The 17,903-nt window shown below is 65.4% G+C and carries 24 protein-coding genes and 1 tRNA gene; 19 read left to right on the top strand and 6 right to left on the bottom strand.

The window, feature by feature from the left end; genetic code table 11:
* Positions 1-99: 99 nt before the first annotated feature.
* From AC4PTO_RS07180 to AC4PTO_RS07120, 13 genes are read left to right on the top strand one after another with little or no spacing between them, the layout of a single operon-like run.
* Positions 100-291: a hypothetical protein gene (locus tag AC4PTO_RS07180; RefSeq protein ID WP_492733047.1), complete on the top strand. Its 192-nt coding sequence runs from the start codon at positions 100-102 to the stop codon at positions 289-291.
* A complete protein-coding gene (locus tag AC4PTO_RS07175) occupies positions 291-419 on the top strand; it encodes a hypothetical protein (RefSeq protein WP_492733046.1) in 129 nt (42 codons plus the stop codon). Before AC4PTO_RS07180 ends, AC4PTO_RS07175 begins: the two co-directional genes overlap by 1 nt.
* 45 nt (positions 420-464) lie before the next feature.
* Entirely contained in the window at positions 465-956 is a 492-nt protein-coding gene (locus AC4PTO_RS07170; protein ID WP_492733045.1) for a hypothetical protein, read from the top strand.
* Entirely contained in the window at positions 956-1,222 is a 267-nt protein-coding gene (locus AC4PTO_RS07165; RefSeq protein WP_492733044.1) for a hypothetical protein, read from the top strand. The genes AC4PTO_RS07170 and AC4PTO_RS07165 overlap by 1 nt, the downstream gene beginning before the upstream one ends.
* 2 nt (positions 1,223-1,224) lie before the next feature.
* On the top strand, positions 1,225-1,476 hold the full coding sequence (locus AC4PTO_RS07160) for a hypothetical protein (protein ID WP_492733043.1): 252 nt from the start codon (positions 1,225-1,227) through the stop codon (positions 1,474-1,476).
* Positions 1,473-1,730 carry a hypothetical protein gene (locus AC4PTO_RS07155; RefSeq protein WP_492733042.1) on the top strand — a complete coding sequence of 86 codons (258 nt, stop codon included), beginning with the start codon at positions 1,473-1,475 and terminating at the stop codon, positions 1,728-1,730. The genes AC4PTO_RS07160 and AC4PTO_RS07155 overlap by 4 nt, the downstream gene beginning before the upstream one ends.
* A 2-nt stretch (positions 1,731-1,732) precedes the next feature.
* Complete coding sequence (locus tag AC4PTO_RS07150; protein WP_492733041.1) at positions 1,733-2,026, top strand: hypothetical protein; 294 nt, start codon at positions 1,733-1,735, stop codon at positions 2,024-2,026.
* A complete protein-coding gene (locus AC4PTO_RS07145) occupies positions 2,023-2,313 on the top strand; it encodes a hypothetical protein (protein ID WP_492733040.1) in 291 nt (96 codons plus the stop codon). Before AC4PTO_RS07150 ends, AC4PTO_RS07145 begins: the two co-directional genes overlap by 4 nt.
* The gene (locus tag AC4PTO_RS07140; protein ID WP_492733039.1) at positions 2,300-2,554 is read left to right on the top strand and encodes a hypothetical protein; all 255 of its coding nucleotides are present in this window, start codon (positions 2,300-2,302) and stop codon (positions 2,552-2,554) included. The genes AC4PTO_RS07145 and AC4PTO_RS07140 overlap by 14 nt, the downstream gene beginning before the upstream one ends.
* On the top strand, positions 2,551-3,240 hold the full coding sequence (locus AC4PTO_RS07135) for a hypothetical protein (RefSeq protein ID WP_492733038.1): 690 nt from the start codon (positions 2,551-2,553) through the stop codon (positions 3,238-3,240). Before AC4PTO_RS07140 ends, AC4PTO_RS07135 begins: the two co-directional genes overlap by 4 nt.
* Before the next feature lie 37 nt (positions 3,241-3,277).
* The gene (locus tag AC4PTO_RS07130) at positions 3,278-3,484 is read left to right on the top strand and encodes a hypothetical protein (RefSeq protein ID WP_492733037.1); all 207 of its coding nucleotides are present in this window, start codon (positions 3,278-3,280) and stop codon (positions 3,482-3,484) included.
* Positions 3,481-4,521: a tyrosine-type recombinase/integrase gene (locus tag AC4PTO_RS07125; RefSeq protein WP_492733036.1), complete on the top strand. Its 1,041-nt coding sequence runs from the start codon at positions 3,481-3,483 to the stop codon at positions 4,519-4,521. Before AC4PTO_RS07130 ends, AC4PTO_RS07125 begins: the two co-directional genes overlap by 4 nt.
* Positions 4,521-4,850, top strand: a complete 330-nt coding sequence (locus AC4PTO_RS07120; RefSeq protein WP_492733035.1) for a hypothetical protein — start codon at positions 4,521-4,523, stop codon at positions 4,848-4,850. The genes AC4PTO_RS07125 and AC4PTO_RS07120 overlap by 1 nt, the downstream gene beginning before the upstream one ends.
* Positions 4,851-4,935: 85 nt before the next feature.
* Here the strand turns inward: AC4PTO_RS07120 and AC4PTO_RS07115 are convergent.
* Together AC4PTO_RS07115 and ypfJ are read right to left on the bottom strand one after the other, a co-directional pair.
* Positions 4,936-5,019 (bottom strand) — tRNA-Leu (locus tag AC4PTO_RS07115).
* Between the two features lie 53 nt (positions 5,020-5,072).
* The gene (gene ypfJ, locus AC4PTO_RS07110) at positions 5,073-5,918 is read right to left on the bottom strand and encodes a KPN_02809 family neutral zinc metallopeptidase (protein WP_492733034.1); all 846 of its coding nucleotides are present in this window, start codon (positions 5,916-5,918) and stop codon (positions 5,073-5,075) included.
* Positions 5,919-6,057: 139 nt separating this feature from the next.
* On the opposite strand from ypfJ, the gene AC4PTO_RS07105 reads away from it, so the two are divergent.
* From AC4PTO_RS07105 to gluQRS, 5 genes are all read left to right on the top strand, one after another.
* A complete protein-coding gene (locus AC4PTO_RS07105; protein ID WP_492733033.1) occupies positions 6,058-6,636 on the top strand; it encodes a YqaA family protein in 579 nt (192 codons plus the stop codon).
* Positions 6,617-7,120, top strand: coding sequence for a disulfide bond formation protein B (locus AC4PTO_RS07100; RefSeq protein ID WP_492733032.1), 504 nt, complete (start codon positions 6,617-6,619; stop codon positions 7,118-7,120). Before AC4PTO_RS07105 ends, AC4PTO_RS07100 begins: the two co-directional genes overlap by 20 nt.
* 188 nt (positions 7,121-7,308) lie before the next feature.
* On the top strand, positions 7,309-10,044 hold the full coding sequence (gene gyrA, locus AC4PTO_RS07095; protein WP_492733031.1) for a DNA gyrase subunit A: 2,736 nt from the start codon (positions 7,309-7,311) through the stop codon (positions 10,042-10,044).
* Positions 10,045-10,086: 42 nt separating this feature from the next.
* Positions 10,087-11,427, top strand: a complete 1,341-nt coding sequence (trmFO, locus tag AC4PTO_RS07090; RefSeq protein ID WP_492733030.1) for a methylenetetrahydrofolate--tRNA-(uracil(54)-C(5))-methyltransferase (FADH(2)-oxidizing) TrmFO — start codon at positions 10,087-10,089, stop codon at positions 11,425-11,427.
* A 1-nt stretch (position 11,428) separates the two neighbouring features.
* Positions 11,429-12,271 (top strand): tRNA glutamyl-Q(34) synthetase GluQRS, encoded by an 843-nt coding sequence (gene gluQRS / locus AC4PTO_RS07085; RefSeq protein WP_492733029.1) that lies wholly within the window; start codon positions 11,429-11,431, stop codon positions 12,269-12,271.
* On the opposite strand, the gene hisI is transcribed toward gluQRS, so the two are convergent.
* Entirely contained in the window at positions 12,268-12,630 is a 363-nt protein-coding gene (gene hisI / locus AC4PTO_RS07080) for a phosphoribosyl-AMP cyclohydrolase (RefSeq protein ID WP_492733028.1), read from the bottom strand. The two genes, gluQRS and hisI, sit on opposite strands and share 4 nt — an antisense overlap.
* A 61-nt stretch (positions 12,631-12,691) precedes the next feature.
* On the opposite strand from hisI, the gene AC4PTO_RS07075 reads away from it, so the two are divergent.
* Positions 12,692-13,135 (top strand): iron-sulfur cluster assembly scaffold protein, encoded by a 444-nt coding sequence (locus tag AC4PTO_RS07075; protein ID WP_492733027.1) that lies wholly within the window; start codon positions 12,692-12,694, stop codon positions 13,133-13,135.
* A gap of 140 nt (positions 13,136-13,275) precedes the next feature.
* Here the strand turns inward: AC4PTO_RS07075 and AC4PTO_RS07070 are convergent, their stop codons facing one another.
* The 3 genes from AC4PTO_RS07070 to ligA all read right to left on the bottom strand — a co-directional run bounded on the left by AC4PTO_RS07070 (position 13,276) and on the right by ligA (position 17,865).
* On the bottom strand, positions 13,276-13,398 hold the full coding sequence (locus AC4PTO_RS07070; RefSeq protein WP_492733026.1) for a hypothetical protein: 123 nt from the start codon (positions 13,396-13,398) through the stop codon (positions 13,276-13,278).
* A gap of 91 nt (positions 13,399-13,489) precedes the next feature.
* Positions 13,490-15,583, bottom strand: coding sequence for an ATP-dependent DNA helicase RecG (recG, locus tag AC4PTO_RS07065; protein ID WP_492733568.1), 2,094 nt, complete (start codon positions 15,581-15,583; stop codon positions 13,490-13,492).
* A complete protein-coding gene (gene ligA / locus AC4PTO_RS07060) occupies positions 15,580-17,865 on the bottom strand; it encodes an NAD-dependent DNA ligase LigA (RefSeq protein WP_492733025.1) in 2,286 nt (761 codons plus the stop codon). The genes recG and ligA overlap by 4 nt, the downstream gene beginning before the upstream one ends.
* Positions 17,866-17,903: the final 38 nt, after the last annotated feature.

The following is a 17,903-nucleotide window of genomic DNA, read 5'->3' as shown; positions in this document are numbered from 1 at the left end:
CCGCGCGCTTGACCTCAGGTTCTCCGCCCAGCGCGCGGCCAACTGCCCCCGGCCGCACCACACCAAGAAGGCCGGGGGCCTTTTCAGAAAGAAGCGACAATGACCGACAGACCCGCCTTTGAAGCGATCGTTGCCACGGCCAGAAACCACACGCCGGGCGGACATCTGAACGCGCAGGACCGCGAGTGCCTGATACGCCGCGGCACCAGCATGGGGCTGTCCGAGATCGACATCCACACGGTCCTCGACCAGGTGCCGCCCCGCCACCCCATTACCCGAGGGATTGAGTGATGAGCGTGCTCGCCATCACCGGCCTGTGCCTCGGCTGCACGATCGCCGGATTCGTGCTGGGCGTCATCGTCATGGCGATGCTGCCCGATGATGAACCGCCGACCGATTTCCACCGCTGGGGCCCCTGAGCAACCGGCACGATCAACCAACCCGAAAACGAAGGCCGCAGCAGCATGAAAATAATCCTCCTCAGCACCGCCCTGAGCATCCTCTACGCCCCGGCGTGGAGCTGCGGACACGGCGAGTGCGATCCGCATCCAGACGAACCCGGCATCGAGACCCCCGAGAAACCGGCCGAGCCTGAGCCGCAGCCGGAACCCGAACAGCCTGCACCCGAACCTGAAAGCCCTGCCCCGGAACCCGAAAAACCAGCGCCCACGCCGGAACCGGATCGCCCGGCCAGGCCGGCGCCTGATCGCGGAGAGCGCGAGGCCGCCTGCGGAGTGTGGATCTCGGGCCTCCCTGCCGATTGCCAGCCCCGCCCGCAGCCGCGCCCCTACAGCCTGGCGGCGATTTCGGATCAGACCTATGCGCCGGCCAAATACACGCCCCTGCCGCAGGTCTGCGCGCGCACCTGGTGGGGAGGCCTGCGCTACTCGATCCCGGCCGGTGCCACGAAACACGGCGCGCGCGACCGCTGCCTGCGTTGGCTGGAGGGGCGGTGATGGCTGACCAAACCTTCTTCGTAGACAGGTTCCGCTCGTTTTGCGCCGCTCAGTATGGCGTTGCCGATCCGGCCGAACTTCCCGCCCGGCAACGCCTCGAGGCGGAGGACGCATTCTATGCAGGCGCATCGGCCGGTTTCTATCACGGATTTGCCGCTGACGATGACGAGGCAATCGCAACAAACCAGGAACTGCGGGCATTTGGTGCCCGGATCGTGCAGCGCTACGAGGAGGCCGGGCTGCCGCTCGGTCAGAGGAGGTCGTGACGATGTTCGAGATGACCCCAGGAACGTTCAATGGAACCAAAATATTAGTTTCTGCAGAGGCCTACGAGATGGTTCCGATTTTTCCAGACAAACCGGCCACGAAACGCCGACAGCGCCGGACCCGTGGAAAATTCGGTCGATTGGATCGCATGAAACCGCTCGCATACAAAACTCCGTTCGGCCTGCTGGTGCACCCAGCAATCTATACCCGCCTACAATGTGCCGCGCGTACGGCCGGTCAGGATCTATCATGACTGACCCCACAACCAAGCTCCTTGCCGCGGCCAGCTGCGCATCCGGCGCGGCGATGGACATTATCGAGACCGTCAGGGACGGCACGATCAGACAGCACGATGCCGTTGGCGGCGGCGACGCGTTGTATTCCATGACCGACGCGCTGCGCCTGCTGATCGAGGCGATGCAGGACGTGCCATGGCACGAAGAGGTCAACGAAGATGCGGATCAGCTGCTCGGAGCAGCGGTGCGCTTCCTGGACGCGAGGGGGTAGCTATGAACAATCCGCTCCACAAAACGGCGATGGACGCTATCGGCTTCGCTGCCCAGATCCTGACCCCGCAGGCCGAGACGCTTGAGGCGCTGGTCAAGGCCGAGCGGTCGATGCACAGCTACATGCACATCACCGATCCGACCCTCTACCGCCGCGCTATCAATAGCGATGGTCTGCGGCAACAGGTCAAACTCGCCAAGGCCGCTCTGTCGTTCATTCTGGCGGTCCAATCCGTGAAAGACGAGATCATCGCGCAGATTGATGGCCATACAGAGGCGAGAGAGGGCGAGGAATGACCATCTACCCGTCCCGTCCCTACAGCTTCACCTGCGCGATCTGCCTGAAATATCAGGACTGGTCGCAGGATGGCGACGAGCGGATCCGCTGGCGATATGCCGCGGAATACGACATCCCGCCGATCTGCCGTCGCTGCGAAAAGGACTGGGGCAAGGCCGTTGGCGGATTTGGAGACCTGAACAGGGATCGCCGCACCGCCCGTCAGATCATTGCCATCACGGCGATCATGGAGGTCGAGGCCTATCGAATTTCACACAAAGAGGGGGCGCTTTATGGCCGAGCGTGACTATGCCGCCCAACCCGTCTCGGACACGTTGGGCCTCAGGACGATCATCGACGGGCTGGCCTGTGACCTGCAAGACCTGCGCAACGGCAGAATAACACCGCCCGAAGCATTGGCCCGGGCGGCATTGGCAAAGCAAATTTTCAACGGCGTGCGGCTGTATATCGTCGCGCACGGCACCAAGGGCAACCTGCGCCCCAACCCTGACGATCCACCGCGCGCTATCGAGGGGACGGCAGAATGACGCGCCCCATGCGGATCCTGATTGCCTGCGAAACCAGCGGAATCGGCCGCCGCGCATTTGCCGCTCTTGGGCACGATGTCTGGTCCTGCGATCTGGAACCCGCCGAGGACGGTTCGAACAGGCACATCGTCTGCGACGTGCGTGACGGCGTTCTGCACGAAGGTTGGGATATGCTGGCCGTCATGCATCCGCCCTGCACCCGACTGTGCCGCTCGGGCCGTCGCTGGATGAGCGGGCCGGGCAAGTGGACGCCACCGAAGCAGCTTCCGCGCGGGCGGACCTGGGCGGACCTGCGCGCGGAATTCGAGGACGGCGTTTCGATCTTCACGGCCTGCTGGAATGCGCCCATCGAACGGGTGGCGATCGAGAACCCGGAAATGAACGATCTGGCCCGCGCCCGGATGCCGGTTGATCTGCCCACACCGCAGATGGTGCAACCGTTCTGGTTCGGTGAACCGCAATACAAATCGACCGGCTGGTATCTGCGCGGCCTTCCTGCGCTCGAGCCGACAGATCGCCTGCCCGAGCCGGAGCGCGGCAGCGATGAATGGAAGTCTTGGAACCGCGTACATCGCATGACGCCGGGACCAGAACGCACACGCCTGCGCAGCAGGTCATTCCCCGGCATGATGGCCGCCGCCGCCGAACAATGGTGCGGTCACGCCATGGAGGCCATGTCAGCATGACCGCGCGCACCACCATATCTCAGGCCAGGAGGCGCAGATGAGCAAGGCATTCCCGATCGCCGTCCGTGACGTGACCGCAGCCCGCTTGCTGGATCTGCCCACGCCAGAGTTCCTGCGCCTGGTCGCGGCAGGCGCCCTCCCCCCGCCAACGAAAATCGGCGGCCATGATCGCTGGCTTGTCGAGCGGTTGCAGGCCATTCTGACGGGTGACGCCGCAAAGCCCGATCAGGATTTCACGCTATGAGACGCCCGCCACGTCCCCGCATCGCAAAGCCTCGCCTCGTCTGGCGCTGGAGCGGAAAGGCCTGGGCCCCGTATCACCGCATCACCTGGACGGATGGCGGGAAGCAGCGCGCTCGAGAAATCAAGCTGGACTGGAAGGACGATCCGGAATTGCTCGACCGCCTCTATTGGGAGGCCCAATCCGGCCAGCACAAGAAGCAGGCCATGCCGGCGCGCTATACCTGGCGCGAATGCATCGAGACGTGGCGACGCGATCAGACGGTGCAGCGCGATCTGGCCGAAAGCACGAAGCGCAGCTACCGCCTGCCGATGGATCGGTTGATGGAGAAGAACGGCGCTAAGGACATGCGGCGCACCACGCGTCAGGCTGTGCGCGCCGCGCTTGGCACCCTGTCAGACACCCCGCGCAAGGCCTCTCGATTTGCGCAGACCGTCAGCCTGCTGTGGAACTATGCCGCGAAAGAACTGGACTGGCCCCTGGGTGAAAACCCCGCCCGCGGGCTGGGTCAGCATAAGCCGCAGCGCACCTATGAGCCGTGGCCTGATTGGATGATCAAAGCCCTCGACGGCGCCCCGGCGACCGTCCAGACGGCGGCACGTCTGATCCTTGGCACCGGACAGCGGCCGAATGCCGCGATCACCATGCGCCGCGATCAGTTCGACGGTGAATGGATGCTGGTGCGCGACGAGAAGGGCGATACCGAGTTTGAAATTTACTGCCCGCCATCGCTACGCGCCTATGTTGACGCCCTGCCCGTCAAAGGCGCCCACATGCTGCCGAAGAACCTGTCGCAGCCCCTCGGATACAGTGCCGTCGAAAAGGCGTTCCGCGCGTGGCGCGAGGGTATAGGAGATCGCGCCGCGCAATATTCGCTGCATGGCCTGCGCAAGCTGGCAATCGTGCAGCTGGCCGAGGCGGGCGCGAGCGATGCGGAAATTCAAGCCGTAACCGGCCAGAGTGCCGAGATGGTGGCCTATTACAGATCGAAAGCAAGCCGCAGAAAATTGAGCCGCGCGGCGCAGGAAAGGCGAAGGTGATGACCAAGAAAGACACACTCAAAGATCTGAAAATGGCTCTGTCCGGGGGACTTGAACCTTGGAAGCTGACGATGGCGAAGATTGATTTCGGGCCATTTCCGGGCTTTGCCATGCCGACCGTCTTTTTCATGGATGTGGAATATGACCCGAACTTTGCCCAGTTCGACGACGACGGCTACGTCTACATCTTCAACGACCAGGGCGCAGAGTGGGTGTGCATCGACGCGGAATCGATGAGAAATCTGATCGACATGGCAGACTACGCAGTCGAAATGCTTATCGAATCGAACCCCGATGATGATGAAGAACAGAACATGTCCGAAACATGACTCTGTGAGTCGGACGTGTGAGTTGGCAGATTTACACCCCAAGAACAAAAGCGACAGAATGGCAAAAAGCGCTTTCATCTCAAGCTGGTACCCGAGGTCGGACTCGAACCGACAAGCCTTGCGGCGGGGGATTTTGAATCCCCTGCGTCTACCATTCCGCCACTCGGGCCAGCCCGCATGCATCTACCGCCGCTCTGCCCGCATGGCAAGAGGCCGGGGACGCTAGAGATCCTGCGCGGCGAAAGTATCGCAGCTTGCGATCTGCCCGCTTTCGAAACCGCGTGCGAACCAGGCCTCGCGCTGCTCGGAGCTGCCATGGGTGAAGCTGTCGGGCATCGGCACCCGCCCGGCATTGCGCTGAAGTGTATCGTCCCCGATCCGGCGGGCGGCGTTCATCGCCTCGGCCACGTCCTGCCGGTCGATCGAACCGAAGCTTTCGGCCGCGCGCCGCGCCCAGACCCCCGAGAAACAATCCGCCTGCAACTCGATTCGCACCGAAAGCGCATTGGATTGCGCCTCGTTCGAGCGCGCGCGCAGCTCGTTGACCTGGCTCAGAATGCCCAGCTCGTTCTGCACATGATGCGCGATCTCATGCGCGACGACATAGGCGGCCGCGAAATCGCCCTTGGCACCAAGCTGGCGCGACAGCGTGGTGAAGAACGCGGTGTCAAGATAGGCTTTCTGGTCCACCGGACAATAGAACGGCCCGGTCGAGCCCGACGCCCCGCCGCAGGCCGATTGCGTCACGCCCGAAAACAGCACCAGCGTCGCGGGCGTGTAGCTGCGCCCCAGATCCTCGCTGAAGATCTGCGCCCAGACCTCTTCGGTATCGGCCAGCGTGACCGAGACGAAATCGCCCATCGCGCGATCTTCCTCGCTCAGTTCCCCCGATACCTGCGGTCCGCCGGAACCGCCCTGAAGAAGCGGCGTCACATCGACGTTGAACACAACCCCCAGAAGCAGCACCGCCAGAAGGCCGAACCCGCCGATCCCGGCGGCCCCGCGTGCGCCCCCCATCCGGCGACGGTCCTCGATATTGCGGCTGCCGCGGCGACCTTTCCACTTCATGAAACCACACTCCTCGTCGATCACATTGCCAAGATTAGCGCCCCGCGCGCCGCCGCAACAGTCCAATTCCGCGCCCGCATGCTTGACGCCGCGCGCCGCGCGCGCGATGGAGCGCGGGAGGCAACCCGGACAGGCACGAATGATACGCAGGCTATATGACTGGACGATGGGACTCGCGGGGCATCCGCGCGCGCTTTGGGCACTGGCGGCGGTGGCCTTCATCGAATCCTCGGTCTTCCCGATTCCGCCCGACGTGCTGATGATCCCGATGATCCTTGCCATGCCCTGGCGCGCCTTCCACATCGCCGCGGTGGCGACGGTGGCCTCGGTCCTGGGCGGGCTTCTGGGCTATGCGATCGGCTACGGCTTCATGGATGCGATCGGACGTCCGGTGCTGGAATTCTACGGCAAGGCCGACAAGTTCGAGGATCTTGCCGCGCGCTTCAACACCTATGGCGGATGGGCGGTCCTTGTCGCGGGCGTGACACCTTTCCCCTACAAGGTCATCACGATATTCTCGGGGGCCACGCAACTCTCGCTGCCGCTGTTTGTCGGGGTGTCGGTCCTTGCCCGCGCGCTGCGCTTCTTCATCGTGGCCGCGCTCTTGTGGAAATTCGGGGCACCGATCCGCGACTTCATCGAAAGGCGCCTGGGGCTCTTGTTCACGCTCTTCGTCGTGCTGCTGATCGGAGGCTTCTATGCGACACGCTATCTCTGAGCTTTTCCGCACCTTGTCCCCCCGCATGCTGGTGCTTCTGGCATCCGCCGGGTCCGCGGCGGTGCTGCTTGGCGCCCTTGGCTTTCAGGCCATGGGCGTGGCACCTTGCGATCTGTGCATCCAGCAACGCTGGCCGCATCTGGCCGCCGCCATTCTGGGCGCGCTCATCGTGATCTTCCGCCTGCCGATGGGCCTTGCCCTGCTGGGCGCGACCTCGGTGGCCGCGACGGGGGCCCTCGCCGTCTACCATTCGGGCGTCGAGCGCGGCATCTTCGAGGGGCCGGACAGCTGCACCTCGGGCGGGCTGACGACCCTGTCGACCGATGACCTTCTGGCACAGATCACCGCCGCGCCCCTCGTGCGCTGCGACGAGATCGCCTGGCAGATGTTCGGCGTCACCATGCCGAACCTGAATGCCCTGGCCTCGGCGGCCTTCCTGGCCCTCTGGCTGGCCGCTTTCCTGACCGCGCGCCGCCGCGCCTGATCCCGGCGCCGGAAGCCTCCGGCGGGGATATTTCTGCGAAGATGAATGCCCCTCACCTTTGCGCAAATATCCCCCGCGGAGCGTTCCGAAATCTCCGCTTCGCGCATGGCCGGGTCTTCGCGCATTGCACCCCATGGCTGGGATAGGCTATAAGCCGGGGCAACAATATCTTGGAATGCGAGCCCCCCGTGACCGATACCCCCGAAACGCCGGAATCCATGGATCAAGGCCCCGCGCGGCCGCATTACGACGGCCCCAGCGTCTCGATCGCCGACGAGATGAAGACGGCCTATCTCGACTATGCGATGAGCGTGATCGTATCGCGCGCGATTCCGGACCTGCGGGACGGTCTGAAGCCGGTGCACCGGCGCATCCTTTATGCGATGCACGAGACCGGGAACACGCATGACAAGCCCTACCGCAAATCCGCCCGTCCGGTGGGCGATGTCATGGGGAAGTATCACCCCCATGGCGATGCCGCGATCTATGACGCGCTGGTGCGGATGGCGCAGGATTTCTCGATGTCGCTGCCGCTTCTCGACGGTCAGGGCAACTTCGGCTCCATGGATGGCGACTCGGCGGCGGCGATGCGTTACACCGAGGTGCGGATGGACAAGCCCGCCTCGGCCCTTCTTGCCGATATCGAGAAGGATACCGTCGATTTCCAGGACAATTACGACGGCAAGGACAAGGAGCCGACGGTCCTTCCCGCGCGCTATCCCAACATGCTTGTCAACGGGGCGGGCGGCATCGCGGTCGGCATGGCCACGAACATCCCGCCGCACAACCTGGGCGAGGTGGTCGATGCGACGCTTGCGCTGATCGAAACGCCCGACATGTCCTCCGAGGCGCTGATGGAGATCGTGCCCGGCCCCGATTTCCCCACCGGCGGCCAGATCATGGGGCGTGGCGGCGCGCGCAAGGCCTATCTGGAGGGCCGCGGCAGCGTCATCCTGCGCGCCAAAACCCGCATCGAGGAAATCCGCAAGGACCGCTTTGCCATCATCGTGGACGAGATCCCCTATCAGGTGAACAAGGCCACGATGATCGAGAAGATCGCCGATCTGGTGCGCGAAAAGCGGCTGGAGGGTATCGCCCATGTGCAGGACGAATCCGACCGCGTCGGCGTGCGCGTGGTGATCGAGCTCAAGCGCGACGCGACGCCCGATGTCGTCCTGAACCAGCTTTACCGCTTCACGCCGCTGCAAACCTCGTTCGGGTGCAACATGCTGGCGCTGAACGGCGGCCGCCCCGAGCAGTTGACGCTGCGCGATTTCCTGCATTATTTCATCACCTTCCGCGAAGAAGTTGTGGCGCGCCGCACCGCGTTCGAACTTCGCAAGGCGCGTGAGCGCAGCCATATCCTGTGCGGCCTTGCGGTTGCGGTTTCGAACGTGGACGAGGTCGTGGCGACGATCCGCGCCTCGCGCGATCCGGCCGAGGCGCGCGACCGGCTGATGGAGCGTCGCTGGCCCGCGCATGACATCGTCGAATATCTGCGCCTGATCGACGATCCGCTGCATCCGGTGAACGATGACGGCACCTACAACCTGTCCGAAACACAGGCCCGCGCGATCCTCGAGCTGCGCCTGCAACGCCTGACCGCGATGGGGGTGCAGGAGGTCACGGACGAGCTGGCCGAACTGGCCGGCAAGATCCGCGAATACCTTGCCATCCTCGCCTCGCGCGAGCGGATCATGGCGATCATCTCGGACGAGTTGCGCGAGGTGAAGGAGCAGTTCGCCGTGCCGCGCCGCACCGAGATCGTGGACTGGGCGGGCGATCTGGACGACGAAGACCTGATCGAGCGCGAGGACATGGTCGTCACCATCACCTCGGGCGGCTATATCAAGCGCACCCCATTGGCCGAGTTCCGCGCACAGCGCCGCGGCGGCAAGGGCCTGGCCTCGATGGCGACCAAGGAGGACGATGTCGTCACCACGCTTTTCGTGGCCAACACCCATACGCAGCTTTTGTTCTTCACCACCGACGGCATGGTCTATAGCCTCAAATGCTGGCGCCTGCCGCTGGCCGGGCGCACCTCGAAGGGCAAGGCGATCGTCAATATCCTGCCGATCCCGATGGGGGTGTCGATCGCCGCGCTGATGCCGGTGGACGCGCCCGAAGAGGAATGGGACGACTATCAGGTGTTCTTCGCCACCTCCGAGGGCGACGTGCGCCGCAACGCGCTGTCCGATTTCGCCAATGTGAAGCGCAACGGAAAGATCGCCATGAAGCTGCCCGAGGGCGTCAGCATGGTCAACGCGCGCATGTGCACCGCCGATGACGACGTGATGCTGGTCACCGCCAATGGCCGGGCGATCCGCTTCCGCGTCACCGATGTACGCCTGTTCAAGGGCCGCGATTCGACCGGCGTGCGCGGCATCCGGCTGGCCGGGGGCGACGCGGTGGTGTCGATGTCGGTCATCCGCCATTTCGAGGCCGACCCGCAGGAACGCGCCGCCTATCTCAAGCAGCGCCGCCTGATGGCCGGCGTGACCGAGGAAGAGCCCGCGGACGAGGATGACGAGGCCGTCGAAGGCGGCCAGCTCAGCCCCGAGCGTTATGCCGAGATGTCGGCGGCCGAGGACCTGATCCTGACCATCACCGCGAAGGGCGCGGGCAAGCTGTCCTCTTCGCACGACTATCCGCTGCGCGGGCGCGGCGGCCAGGGCGTGACCGCGATCGAGAAGACCATGCGCGGCGGCGCGCTGGTGGCCTCGTTCCCCGTCGAGCCCGGCGATCAGGTGATGCTGGCCACCTCGACCGGCCAGTCGATCCGCTGCCCGGTGGACCAGATCTCGTTCCGCTCGCGCTCGGCCGGCGGGGTCAAGGTGTTCGACACCGCCAAGGGGGAAGAAGTCGTCTCGGTCGCCCGCGTCGCCGATCAGGGCGAGGATGGCGAAGAGGTGATCGAGGACTGATCCGCATTGCACCGGCCTGCGCGGGGGGGTATCACCCCGCGCATGACGGAAACACTTAACATCATCGGCGGCGGCATGGCCGGATCCGAAGCCGCCTGGCAGGCGGCCGAGGCCGGGGTGCCCGTGACCATCCACGAAATGCGCCCGAAGGTCGGCACCTTCGCCCATACCGGCAGCGATTTCGCGGAAATGGTCTGCTCGAACTCGTTTCGCTCGGACGATGATGAGCGTAATGCCGTGGGCCTTTTGCATTGGGAGATGCGCGCCGCCAACGGGCTGTTGATGCGCATGGCCGAAAAGCACCGCCTTCCGGCCGGGGGCGCGCTTGCCGTCGACCGCGAGGCATTCGCCGCCGAGGTCACCGCAACGCTGAAATCCCACCCCCTTGTTTCCACGTCTTATGAAGAGGTTACATCGCTTCCTTCAAGCGGGAACTGGATCGTCGCCACGGGTCCGCTGACCTCTGGCGCGCTTGCCCAAAGTATCCGGGCCGAGACCGGCGCCGACAGCCTTGCCTTCTTCGACGCGATCGCCCCCATCGTCTATGCCGACACGGTCGACATGTCGGTGGCCTGGATGCAATCGCGCTATGACAAGGGCGAGACCGAGGAAGAGCGCACGGCCTACATGAACTGCCCCATGAACAAGGCACAGTATGAGGCCTTCATCGACGCGCTTCTGGCCGCCGAGAAGACCGAGTTCCACGAGGGCGAGACCGCGGGCTATTTCGACGGCTGCCTGCCCATCGAGGTGATGGCCGAGCGCGGGCGCGAAACCCTGCGCCATGGCCCGATGAAGCCCGTGGGGCTGACCAATGCGCATGATCCCGCGAACAAGCCCTATGCCGTGGTCCAGTTGCGCCGCGACAACGCGCTTGGCACGCTTTACAATATTGTCGGTTTCCAGACGAAGATGAAGTATGGCGCGCAAGGCACTGTATTCCGGATGATTCCCGGCCTTGAGAATGCGAACTTCGCGCGGCTTGGCGGCATCCATCGCAACACGTTCATCAACTCTCCCACGCTGCTGGATGACCGGATGCGGCTGAAATCGCGGCCCAATATCCGCTTTGCCGGGCAGATCACCGGGGTCGAGGGCTATGTCGAAAGCGCCGCGATGGGGCTTCTGGCGGGGCGCATGGCGGCGGCGGGCATCATGGGGCGCGATCTGGCCCCGCCGCCGAACGAAACCGCGATGGGCAGCCTGATCCATCACATCACCGGCGGCGCCGAGGCGAAGACCTTCCAGCCGATGAACGTCAATTTCGGCCTCTTCCCGCCGATCGACGCCAAGGGCGGGCGCAAGGGCCGGAAAGATCGCTACAAGGCCTATACGGATCGCGGGAAAGAGGCCTTTGTTCAATGGCTTGCCGGTCAAGGCTAAGGTGATTACGCGGTTCGCCCCTTCGCCCACCGGGCCGCTGCATCTGGGCCATGCCTATAGCGCGATGCTAGCGCATGACATGGCGCGCGCCGCCGGGGGGCGTTTCCTGCTGCGCTTCGAAGACACCGATCTGGAACGGTCGAAGCCGGAATGGAAGGCTCTGATCGAAGAAGACCTGACATGGCTCGGCCTGACATGGGACGATCCCGCCTGGTCGCAAGCCGCCCATCTCGATCGCTATGTCCCTGCGCTTGCGCGGCTGGAAGAGATGGGACTGCTCTATCCCTGCTCCTGCACCCGCGCAAATATCCGCGCGGCGCTTGCCGCGCCGCAGGAAGGTGTGCCACATGAAGTCTATCCGGGCACATGCAAACATCGCCCGATGCGCGATCGCAAATCCGGGGACGCGCTGCGCCTGCATCTGGATCGCGCGCTTGATCTGCTGAAAAACCGCGAGGCGGCCTTCACCGAAACCGGCGCGCGCCATGCGGGACACCATGTCATCGAACACGCCCGCGCCCTGGCCGAGATCGGCGATGTCGTGCTTTGGCGCAAGGGAGACGAGGTGGTCGCCTATTTTCTCGCCTCGGCCCTCGATGATGTTGCTCAGCAGATCACCGATGTCGTGCGGGGCGAAGATCTGTTCGGTTTCACCGTCATTCAGGTGATCCTGCTCACGTTGCTGGATCAGCCGGTGCCGACCTATCACCATCACACGCTGATCCGCGACGAGAATGGCAAGCGCCTGGCCAAGCGCGACGACGCCCGCGCCATTGCCACCTACCGCGCCGGCGGCACCACCCCGCAGGATATCCGCCGCATGGTCGGGCTGCCGCCCCGCTAGTCCTGGATCGGTTTGAGGATCTCTTGCTCCTCCCCGTCGCGCAGCGCTGTATAAAAGCACGAGCGGCGGTTGGTGTGGCAGGCCGGCCCCTCCTGATCGACCAGCAAGAGCAGGCAGTCGCGGTCGCAGTCGATCCGCACCTCCCTGAGGCTTTGAACATGGCCCGAGCTTTCCCCCTTCGCCCAGAACGCCTGGCGCGATCGCGACCAGTAGGTCACCTGCCCCGTCTGCAACGTCCGCGCGAGGCTTTCGGCACTCATCCACGCCATCATCAGCACCTCGCCCGTGGCCGCATCCTGCGCGATCGCGGGCACAAGGCCGTTGGCATCGTATTTCAAGCTTGCGGGATCGAAGGGCATCGTCTCTTTCCTTATCCGGCCGGTCCCACTATCTAACGCTGAGTCCAGCCGGGGAAAAGCCATGAGCGAAACCGATCTTATCAAGCTCTATTCGCAGCGCATCCTCGCCCTTGCGGCCGATATCCCGCATGTGGGCCGCCTGCCCAGCCCCACCGCCAGCGTCACGCGGCGCGCACCGCTTTGCGGCTCGACCATCACGGTGGACATCGTTACCGCGGACGGGCGCATCACCGAATATGCGCAGGAAATCCGGGCCTGCGCGCTTGGCCAGGCCTCGGCCGCGATCTTCGGCGCGGCGGTTCCCGGCTGCACGCGCGATCAGGTGGCCACGCTGCGCGACGAGTTGACCGCCATGCTGCGCGAGGATGGCCCCACGCCGCAGCCGCCCTTCGACGGCTACGAGGTGCTGCGTGCCGCCCGCGATTACCGCAACCGCCACGCCTCGATCCTGCTGGCGCCCGAAGCCACGCTGGAGGCGATGGACACGGCCCTGGCGGATGCCTGAAAAAAACCGCCGCGCATCCCGAAGGATGGCGGCGGCGAGGTATGCGCTTTCGGGGCCCCGAAGGGGCGCCCGGGGACAGGCGGGCCGCGAAAACCGGACAGGCGCGGCGAACGAAAGCGCGAGGCAGTAACCGTGAAACCTTAGAAGAACGCCGGCAGGTGCAGGCCGACCACCAGCATGACGCAGAGCGAGACGGCACCAAGCGCATCTTGCAGGAACGTGTCGGAGCTGCGGGTCAGGACGGATCTGATCTGGGCGGCCATCGGACTCTCCTTTCGGCGATCTGTTGCCACTTTGTTCTCATTTCTTCGCCGCCCTGTAAAGAACTTTTTAAGAACATTTGCGAACAAAATGCTAACCTACTGAGATCAAACGGATCGCACGGTCCTGTTCCATCAGCCATAGCAGCACCCGCACCGCCAGGCCGCGCGGCGATTCGAGGCCGGGATCGGCCAGCAGAAGCGCGCGCGCATCGCGCTGCGCCACCGCCATCAGCCCGGCCTGCCCCTCAAGGTCCGCGATGCGGAACTTCGGCAGGCCCGATTGCGCGGTGCCGATCAGGTCGCCCGCGCCCCGCATCGCCAGATCCTCTTCCGAGATCCGGAACCCGTCCTCGGTCTCGCGCAGGATCTGCAAGCGCCGCTCTCCGCTCTGGCTCAGCGGCGGCTGATACATCAGAAGGCAGGTGGACTCGGCGCCCCCCCGGCCCACGCGCCCGCGCAGCTGATGCAGTTGCGCAAGGCCGAAGGTCTCGGCCCGTTCGATCACCATGATCGAGGCATTGGGCACGTTCACCCCCACCTCGATCACCGTGGTCGCCACCAGAACTCGCAGGCGGCCCGCGACGAATTCGGCCATCGCCGCATCCTTTTCGGCGGGCGGCATCTGGCCATGCACCAGCCCCACCACACCCTCGCCCAGGGCCGCGCGCAGAAGGCGAAAGCGGTCCTCGGCCGAGATCAGGTCCACGACCTCGCTTTCCTCGACCAGCGGGCAGACCCAATAGGCCTGCCGCCCCTCGGCCACCGCCTTGCGCAGGTGATCGACCACATCCTCCAGCCGCGCGGTCGAGATCAGCGCCGTGCGGACGGGTTTGCGGCCGGGCGGCTTTTCGTCCAGCACGCTGACATCCATGTCGCCATATTGCGCAAGGCTGAGCGAGCGCGGGATCGGCGTCGCGGTCATCACCAGCACGTCGGCGGCCCGGCCCTTGGCGCCCAGCTCCATCCGCTGCGCGACGCCGAAGCGGTGCTGTTCGTCCACCACGGCAAGGCGCAGATCGTGGAAGGTCACGTCCTTCTGGAACACCGCATGCGTGCCGACCAGCACGTCGATCCGGCCCCGCGCCAGATCCTCAAGCTTGCGCGCGCGATCGCCCCCCTTGTCGCGGCCGGTCAGCAGGTCCAGCCGGACCCCGGCCGCCCTGGCCAGGGGGGCAAGGCTGTCCATATGCTGGCGCGCAAGGATCTCGGTCGGGGCCATCATCACGCCCTGCCCGCCCGCCTCGACCGCGGTCAGCAGCGCAAGGAACGCGACCAGCGTCTTGCCCGAGCCGACATCGCCCTGCAAAAGCCGGTTCATGCGCCGGTCCGAGGCCATGTCGCCCGCGATCTCGGCCACCGCGCGGCTTTGCGCCGATGTCGGCTTGTAAGGCAGGGATTTCAACACCTTGCCGGACAGAAGCCCGCTGCCGACACTGGCCCGCCCCTTGCCACGCCGGAATTGCCGCCGCGCCAGGGCAAGCGTCAACTGATGGGCGAAAAGCTCGTCATAGGCCAGCCGCGCGCGGGCGGGCGCGGTGGCGGAAAGATCGCCCACACCCTGCGGCGCATGCGCCGCGCGCAGCGCCTCGGCCCAGTCGGGCCAGCCTTCGCGCACCTTCAGCGCAGGGTCAACCCATTCGGGCAGATCTTCGGGCAGATGTGCCAGCACCCCCGCCGCCGCGCGCGCCACCACGCGCTGCGTCAGCCCCGCGGTCAGCGGGTAGACCGGCTCATGCCGGGGCAGATCGCCGGCATCCTCGGGCGCGAGCACATGATCGGGGTGCACGATCTGCGCCACTCCGTCGAAAATCTCGAGCTTGCCCGAAATCACCCGCCGCGCGCCTGTCGGGAACTGCCGTTGCAGCCAGTCACCCTTGGCGTGGAAGAACACCAGCTGAAATTCGGTCTCGCTGTCGCGCACCGTCACGCGCGCCGGCCCGCCTTTGCGCCGCGCGGGGCTGTGCGCGCCGATCTCGACCTCGACGGTGACGATGCTGCCCGAGCGGGCCTCGCGGATGGTGGGAACGGGGCGGCGGTCGATCACCGAATAGGGCAGCGTGAACAAAAGGTCGCGCGGCCGCTCCACCCCAATCTGCGCAAACAGGCGCGCGGTCTTCTCGCCGATGCCGGGCAGCGTTTCAAGCCCGGCGAACAGCGGAAAAAGAACCGGCGGGCGCCCCGTCATGCCTGCCCCGCGATCTGCATCCATTCGTCTTCGTCGATCACCCGCACGCCAAGCTCGGCCGCCTTCTTCGCCTTCGAGCCCGCGCCCGGCCCCGCCACCAGAAGATCCGTCCGGGCCGAGACCGACCCCGCCACCTTCGCGCCAAGCGCCTCGGCCCGCGCCTTCGCCTCGGCGCGGGTCATCCGCTCCAGCGTGCCGGTGAACACCACCGTCAGGCCGGCCACCGCGCTGTCGGCCGCCACGCGGCGCACGCTGTCCTGCACCGAAAGCTCGGCGACCAGCCGGTCGATCGAGGCGCGCTCGGCCTCTTGCTGGAAGGCGCTGACGACCGAGGCGGCCAGCGTGGCCCCGACCCCGTCGATCGATAAAAGTTCTTCCCATTCAGGGCCTTCGCCGATCCTGGCGTGGCTCATACCGTGTTCGAACGCCGCCCAGCTCGTGTAGTGGTTGGCCAGGGTGGCCGCGCCGGTTTCCCCGACATGGCGGATGCCAAGCGCAAAGATCAGCCGGGGCAGCGGGATCGCCCGCCGCTCCTCGATCGCGGCGAACAGGTTCTGCGCCGATTTCTCGCCCCAGCCCTTGACGCGGGCCAGCGGCTTGCCCGCCAGATACTCGATCCTCTGGATGAGGTGATCGGCATCGCCATCCGTCACCGGCACGCCCGCGGCGCGCAGCATGTCCGACAGCCGGTCGAGCAGTTCCGCCCCCCGGCCCGGCAGGGAAAGCTGGTGCGAAAGCCGCGCGCGCGGCGAGGCGACAAGGGCGTCGGGCCCTCCGTCGCGCGCGGCAAGGGTGAAGATGTCGGCCGGCTCGGAGATGCGGCAGGTGTAGTAGAAGAATTCGACCTGCTTCGCGCCCAGCCCCTCGATGTCGAAGGCTGCGCGGCTGACGAAATGACGCAGCTTTTCAACGGCTTGCGCGGGACAGATCATGCCACCGGTGCAGCGGCGCACGGCGTCGCCCTCCTCGCGGATCGCGTCCGAGCCGCATTCGGGGCATTTCTCTGGGAATACATAGGGTTGCGCGTCATTGTTGCGGCGCGAAAGATCCACATCCGCGACCTTGGGGATGACATCGCCCGCGCGGTAGATCTGCACCCAGTCGCCTTCGCGGATATCCTTGCCGCCGCGGATCGTAGCACCTTTCGCGTCACGCCCGGCGATGTAATCCTCGTTGTGCAGCGTGGCGTTCGACACCACGACCCCACCCACCGTAACCGGCGTCAGCCGCGCAACCGGGCTGAGCGCGCCGGTGCGGCCAACCTGGATCTCGATCTTTTCAAGAAATGTCCATGCGGTTTCGGCCGGGAACTTGTGCGCGATCGCCCATCGCGGCGTGGTGGAGCGAAACCCGAGCCGCCGTTGCAGCGCCAGGTCGTCGACCTTATAGACCACGCCGTCGATATCATAGCCAAGCGTGGCGCGCTGCGCCTCGATCTGGCGGTAATGCGCCATCAGGGCCGCGGCGCCCATGCAGCGCAGGGTCAGCGGATTGGTCTGAAAGCCCAGTTCGGACAGGCGCGCGATCGCGCCGTGCTGCGTATCGGCCAAGGGGGCACTGAGCGCGCCCCAGCCATAGGCGAAGAAGCGCAGCGGCCGCGCGGCGGTGATCCGAGCATCGAGCTGGCGCAACGATCCGGCCGCGGCGTTGCGCGGATTGGCGAAGGTCTTGTCGCCCCTCTCCTCTTGCCGCGCGTTCAGGGCGGCGAAATCGGCATGGCTCATATAGACCTCGCCGCGCACCTCGAGCAGGTCCGGCGCGCCACGCAATTCTTGCGGAATATCGGCGATGGTGCGGGCGTTTTCGGTGACATTCTCGCCCACCTCGCCATCGCCCCGCGTCGCCGCCTGGACTAGCTGCCCACCTTCGTATCGCAGGGAAAGCGACAATCCGTCGATCTTCGGCTCGGCGGTATAGGCAAGCCCGGCCTCTGCCCCGAGGCCGAGATAGGATCTGACCCGCGCGTCGAAATCGACCAGATCCTCTTCGGAGAACGCATTCTCAAGGCTGAGCATGCGCACGTCGTGCACGATCTTGCCGAAACCTTCGGCAACCGCCGCGCCCACGGTCCCGGTCGGGCTGTCGGGCCTGGCAAGGACAGGAAAACGCGCCTCGATCGCGGCAAGGCGGCGCTTGAGCCTGTCATACTCCGCATCCGAAATCTCGGGGGCGTCATGCGTGTGATAGGCCGTATTCGCGGCCCGCACGGCCGCGACCAGCCTGGACAGTTCCGCCTCGGCCTCGGCGGCCGCAAGATCCTCTACAGGGCGTTCGTTCTGCATCGCTTCCCCCATCGGCTGCCCCGAAGTGATAGGGGCAG

It is taken from the genome of Rhodobacter maritimus, from assembly GCF_058747975.1.
This window is presented reverse-complemented; position numbering and strand designations above follow the sequence as displayed.

Bases quoted from the DNA above. Each gene is read 5' to 3' on its own strand.
- AC4PTO_RS07125 (WP_492733036.1), top strand. From the start codon at position 3,481: ATGAGACGCCCGCCACGTCCCCGCATCGCAAAGCCTCGCCTCGTCTGG.
- AC4PTO_RS07150 (WP_492733041.1), top strand. From the start codon at position 1,733: ATGAACAATCCGCTCCACAAAACGGCGATGGACGCTATCGGCTTCGCT.
- AC4PTO_RS07105 (WP_492733033.1), top strand. From the start codon at position 6,058: ATGATACGCAGGCTATATGACTGGACGATGGGACTCGCGGGGCATCCG.
- AC4PTO_RS07075 (WP_492733027.1), top strand. From the start codon at position 12,692: ATGAGCGAAACCGATCTTATCAAGCTCTATTCGCAGCGCATCCTCGCC.
- AC4PTO_RS07140 (WP_492733039.1), top strand. From the start codon at position 2,300: ATGGCCGAGCGTGACTATGCCGCCCAACCCGTCTCGGACACGTTGGGC.
- AC4PTO_RS07120 (WP_492733035.1), top strand. From the start codon at position 4,521: ATGACCAAGAAAGACACACTCAAAGATCTGAAAATGGCTCTGTCCGGG.
- AC4PTO_RS07155 (WP_492733042.1), top strand. From the start codon at position 1,473: ATGACTGACCCCACAACCAAGCTCCTTGCCGCGGCCAGCTGCGCATCC.
- AC4PTO_RS07165 (WP_492733044.1), top strand. From the start codon at position 956: ATGGCTGACCAAACCTTCTTCGTAGACAGGTTCCGCTCGTTTTGCGCC.
- AC4PTO_RS07070 (WP_492733026.1), bottom strand. From the start codon at position 13,398: ATGGCCGCCCAGATCAGATCCGTCCTGACCCGCAGCTCCGACACGTTC.
- AC4PTO_RS07135 (WP_492733038.1), top strand. From the start codon at position 2,551: ATGACGCGCCCCATGCGGATCCTGATTGCCTGCGAAACCAGCGGAATC.
- trmFO (WP_492733030.1), top strand. From the start codon at position 10,087: ATGACGGAAACACTTAACATCATCGGCGGCGGCATGGCCGGATCCGAA.
- AC4PTO_RS07145 (WP_492733040.1), top strand. From the start codon at position 2,023: ATGACCATCTACCCGTCCCGTCCCTACAGCTTCACCTGCGCGATCTGC.
- AC4PTO_RS07170 (WP_492733045.1), top strand. From the start codon at position 465: ATGAAAATAATCCTCCTCAGCACCGCCCTGAGCATCCTCTACGCCCCG.
- AC4PTO_RS07130 (WP_492733037.1), top strand. From the start codon at position 3,278: ATGAGCAAGGCATTCCCGATCGCCGTCCGTGACGTGACCGCAGCCCGC.
- recG (WP_492733568.1), bottom strand. From the start codon at position 15,583: ATGACGGGGCGCCCGCCGGTTCTTTTTCCGCTGTTCGCCGGGCTTGAA.
- hisI (WP_492733028.1), bottom strand. From the start codon at position 12,630: ATGCCCTTCGATCCCGCAAGCTTGAAATACGATGCCAACGGCCTTGTG.
- ypfJ (WP_492733034.1), bottom strand. From the start codon at position 5,918: ATGAAGTGGAAAGGTCGCCGCGGCAGCCGCAATATCGAGGACCGTCGC.
- AC4PTO_RS07175 (WP_492733046.1), top strand. From the start codon at position 291: ATGAGCGTGCTCGCCATCACCGGCCTGTGCCTCGGCTGCACGATCGCC.
- AC4PTO_RS07180 (WP_492733047.1), top strand. From the start codon at position 100: ATGACCGACAGACCCGCCTTTGAAGCGATCGTTGCCACGGCCAGAAAC.
- AC4PTO_RS07160 (WP_492733043.1), top strand. From the start codon at position 1,225: ATGTTCGAGATGACCCCAGGAACGTTCAATGGAACCAAAATATTAGTT.
- ligA (WP_492733025.1), bottom strand. From the start codon at position 17,865: ATGCAGAACGAACGCCCTGTAGAGGATCTTGCGGCCGCCGAGGCCGAG.
- AC4PTO_RS07100 (WP_492733032.1), top strand. From the start codon at position 6,617: ATGCGACACGCTATCTCTGAGCTTTTCCGCACCTTGTCCCCCCGCATG.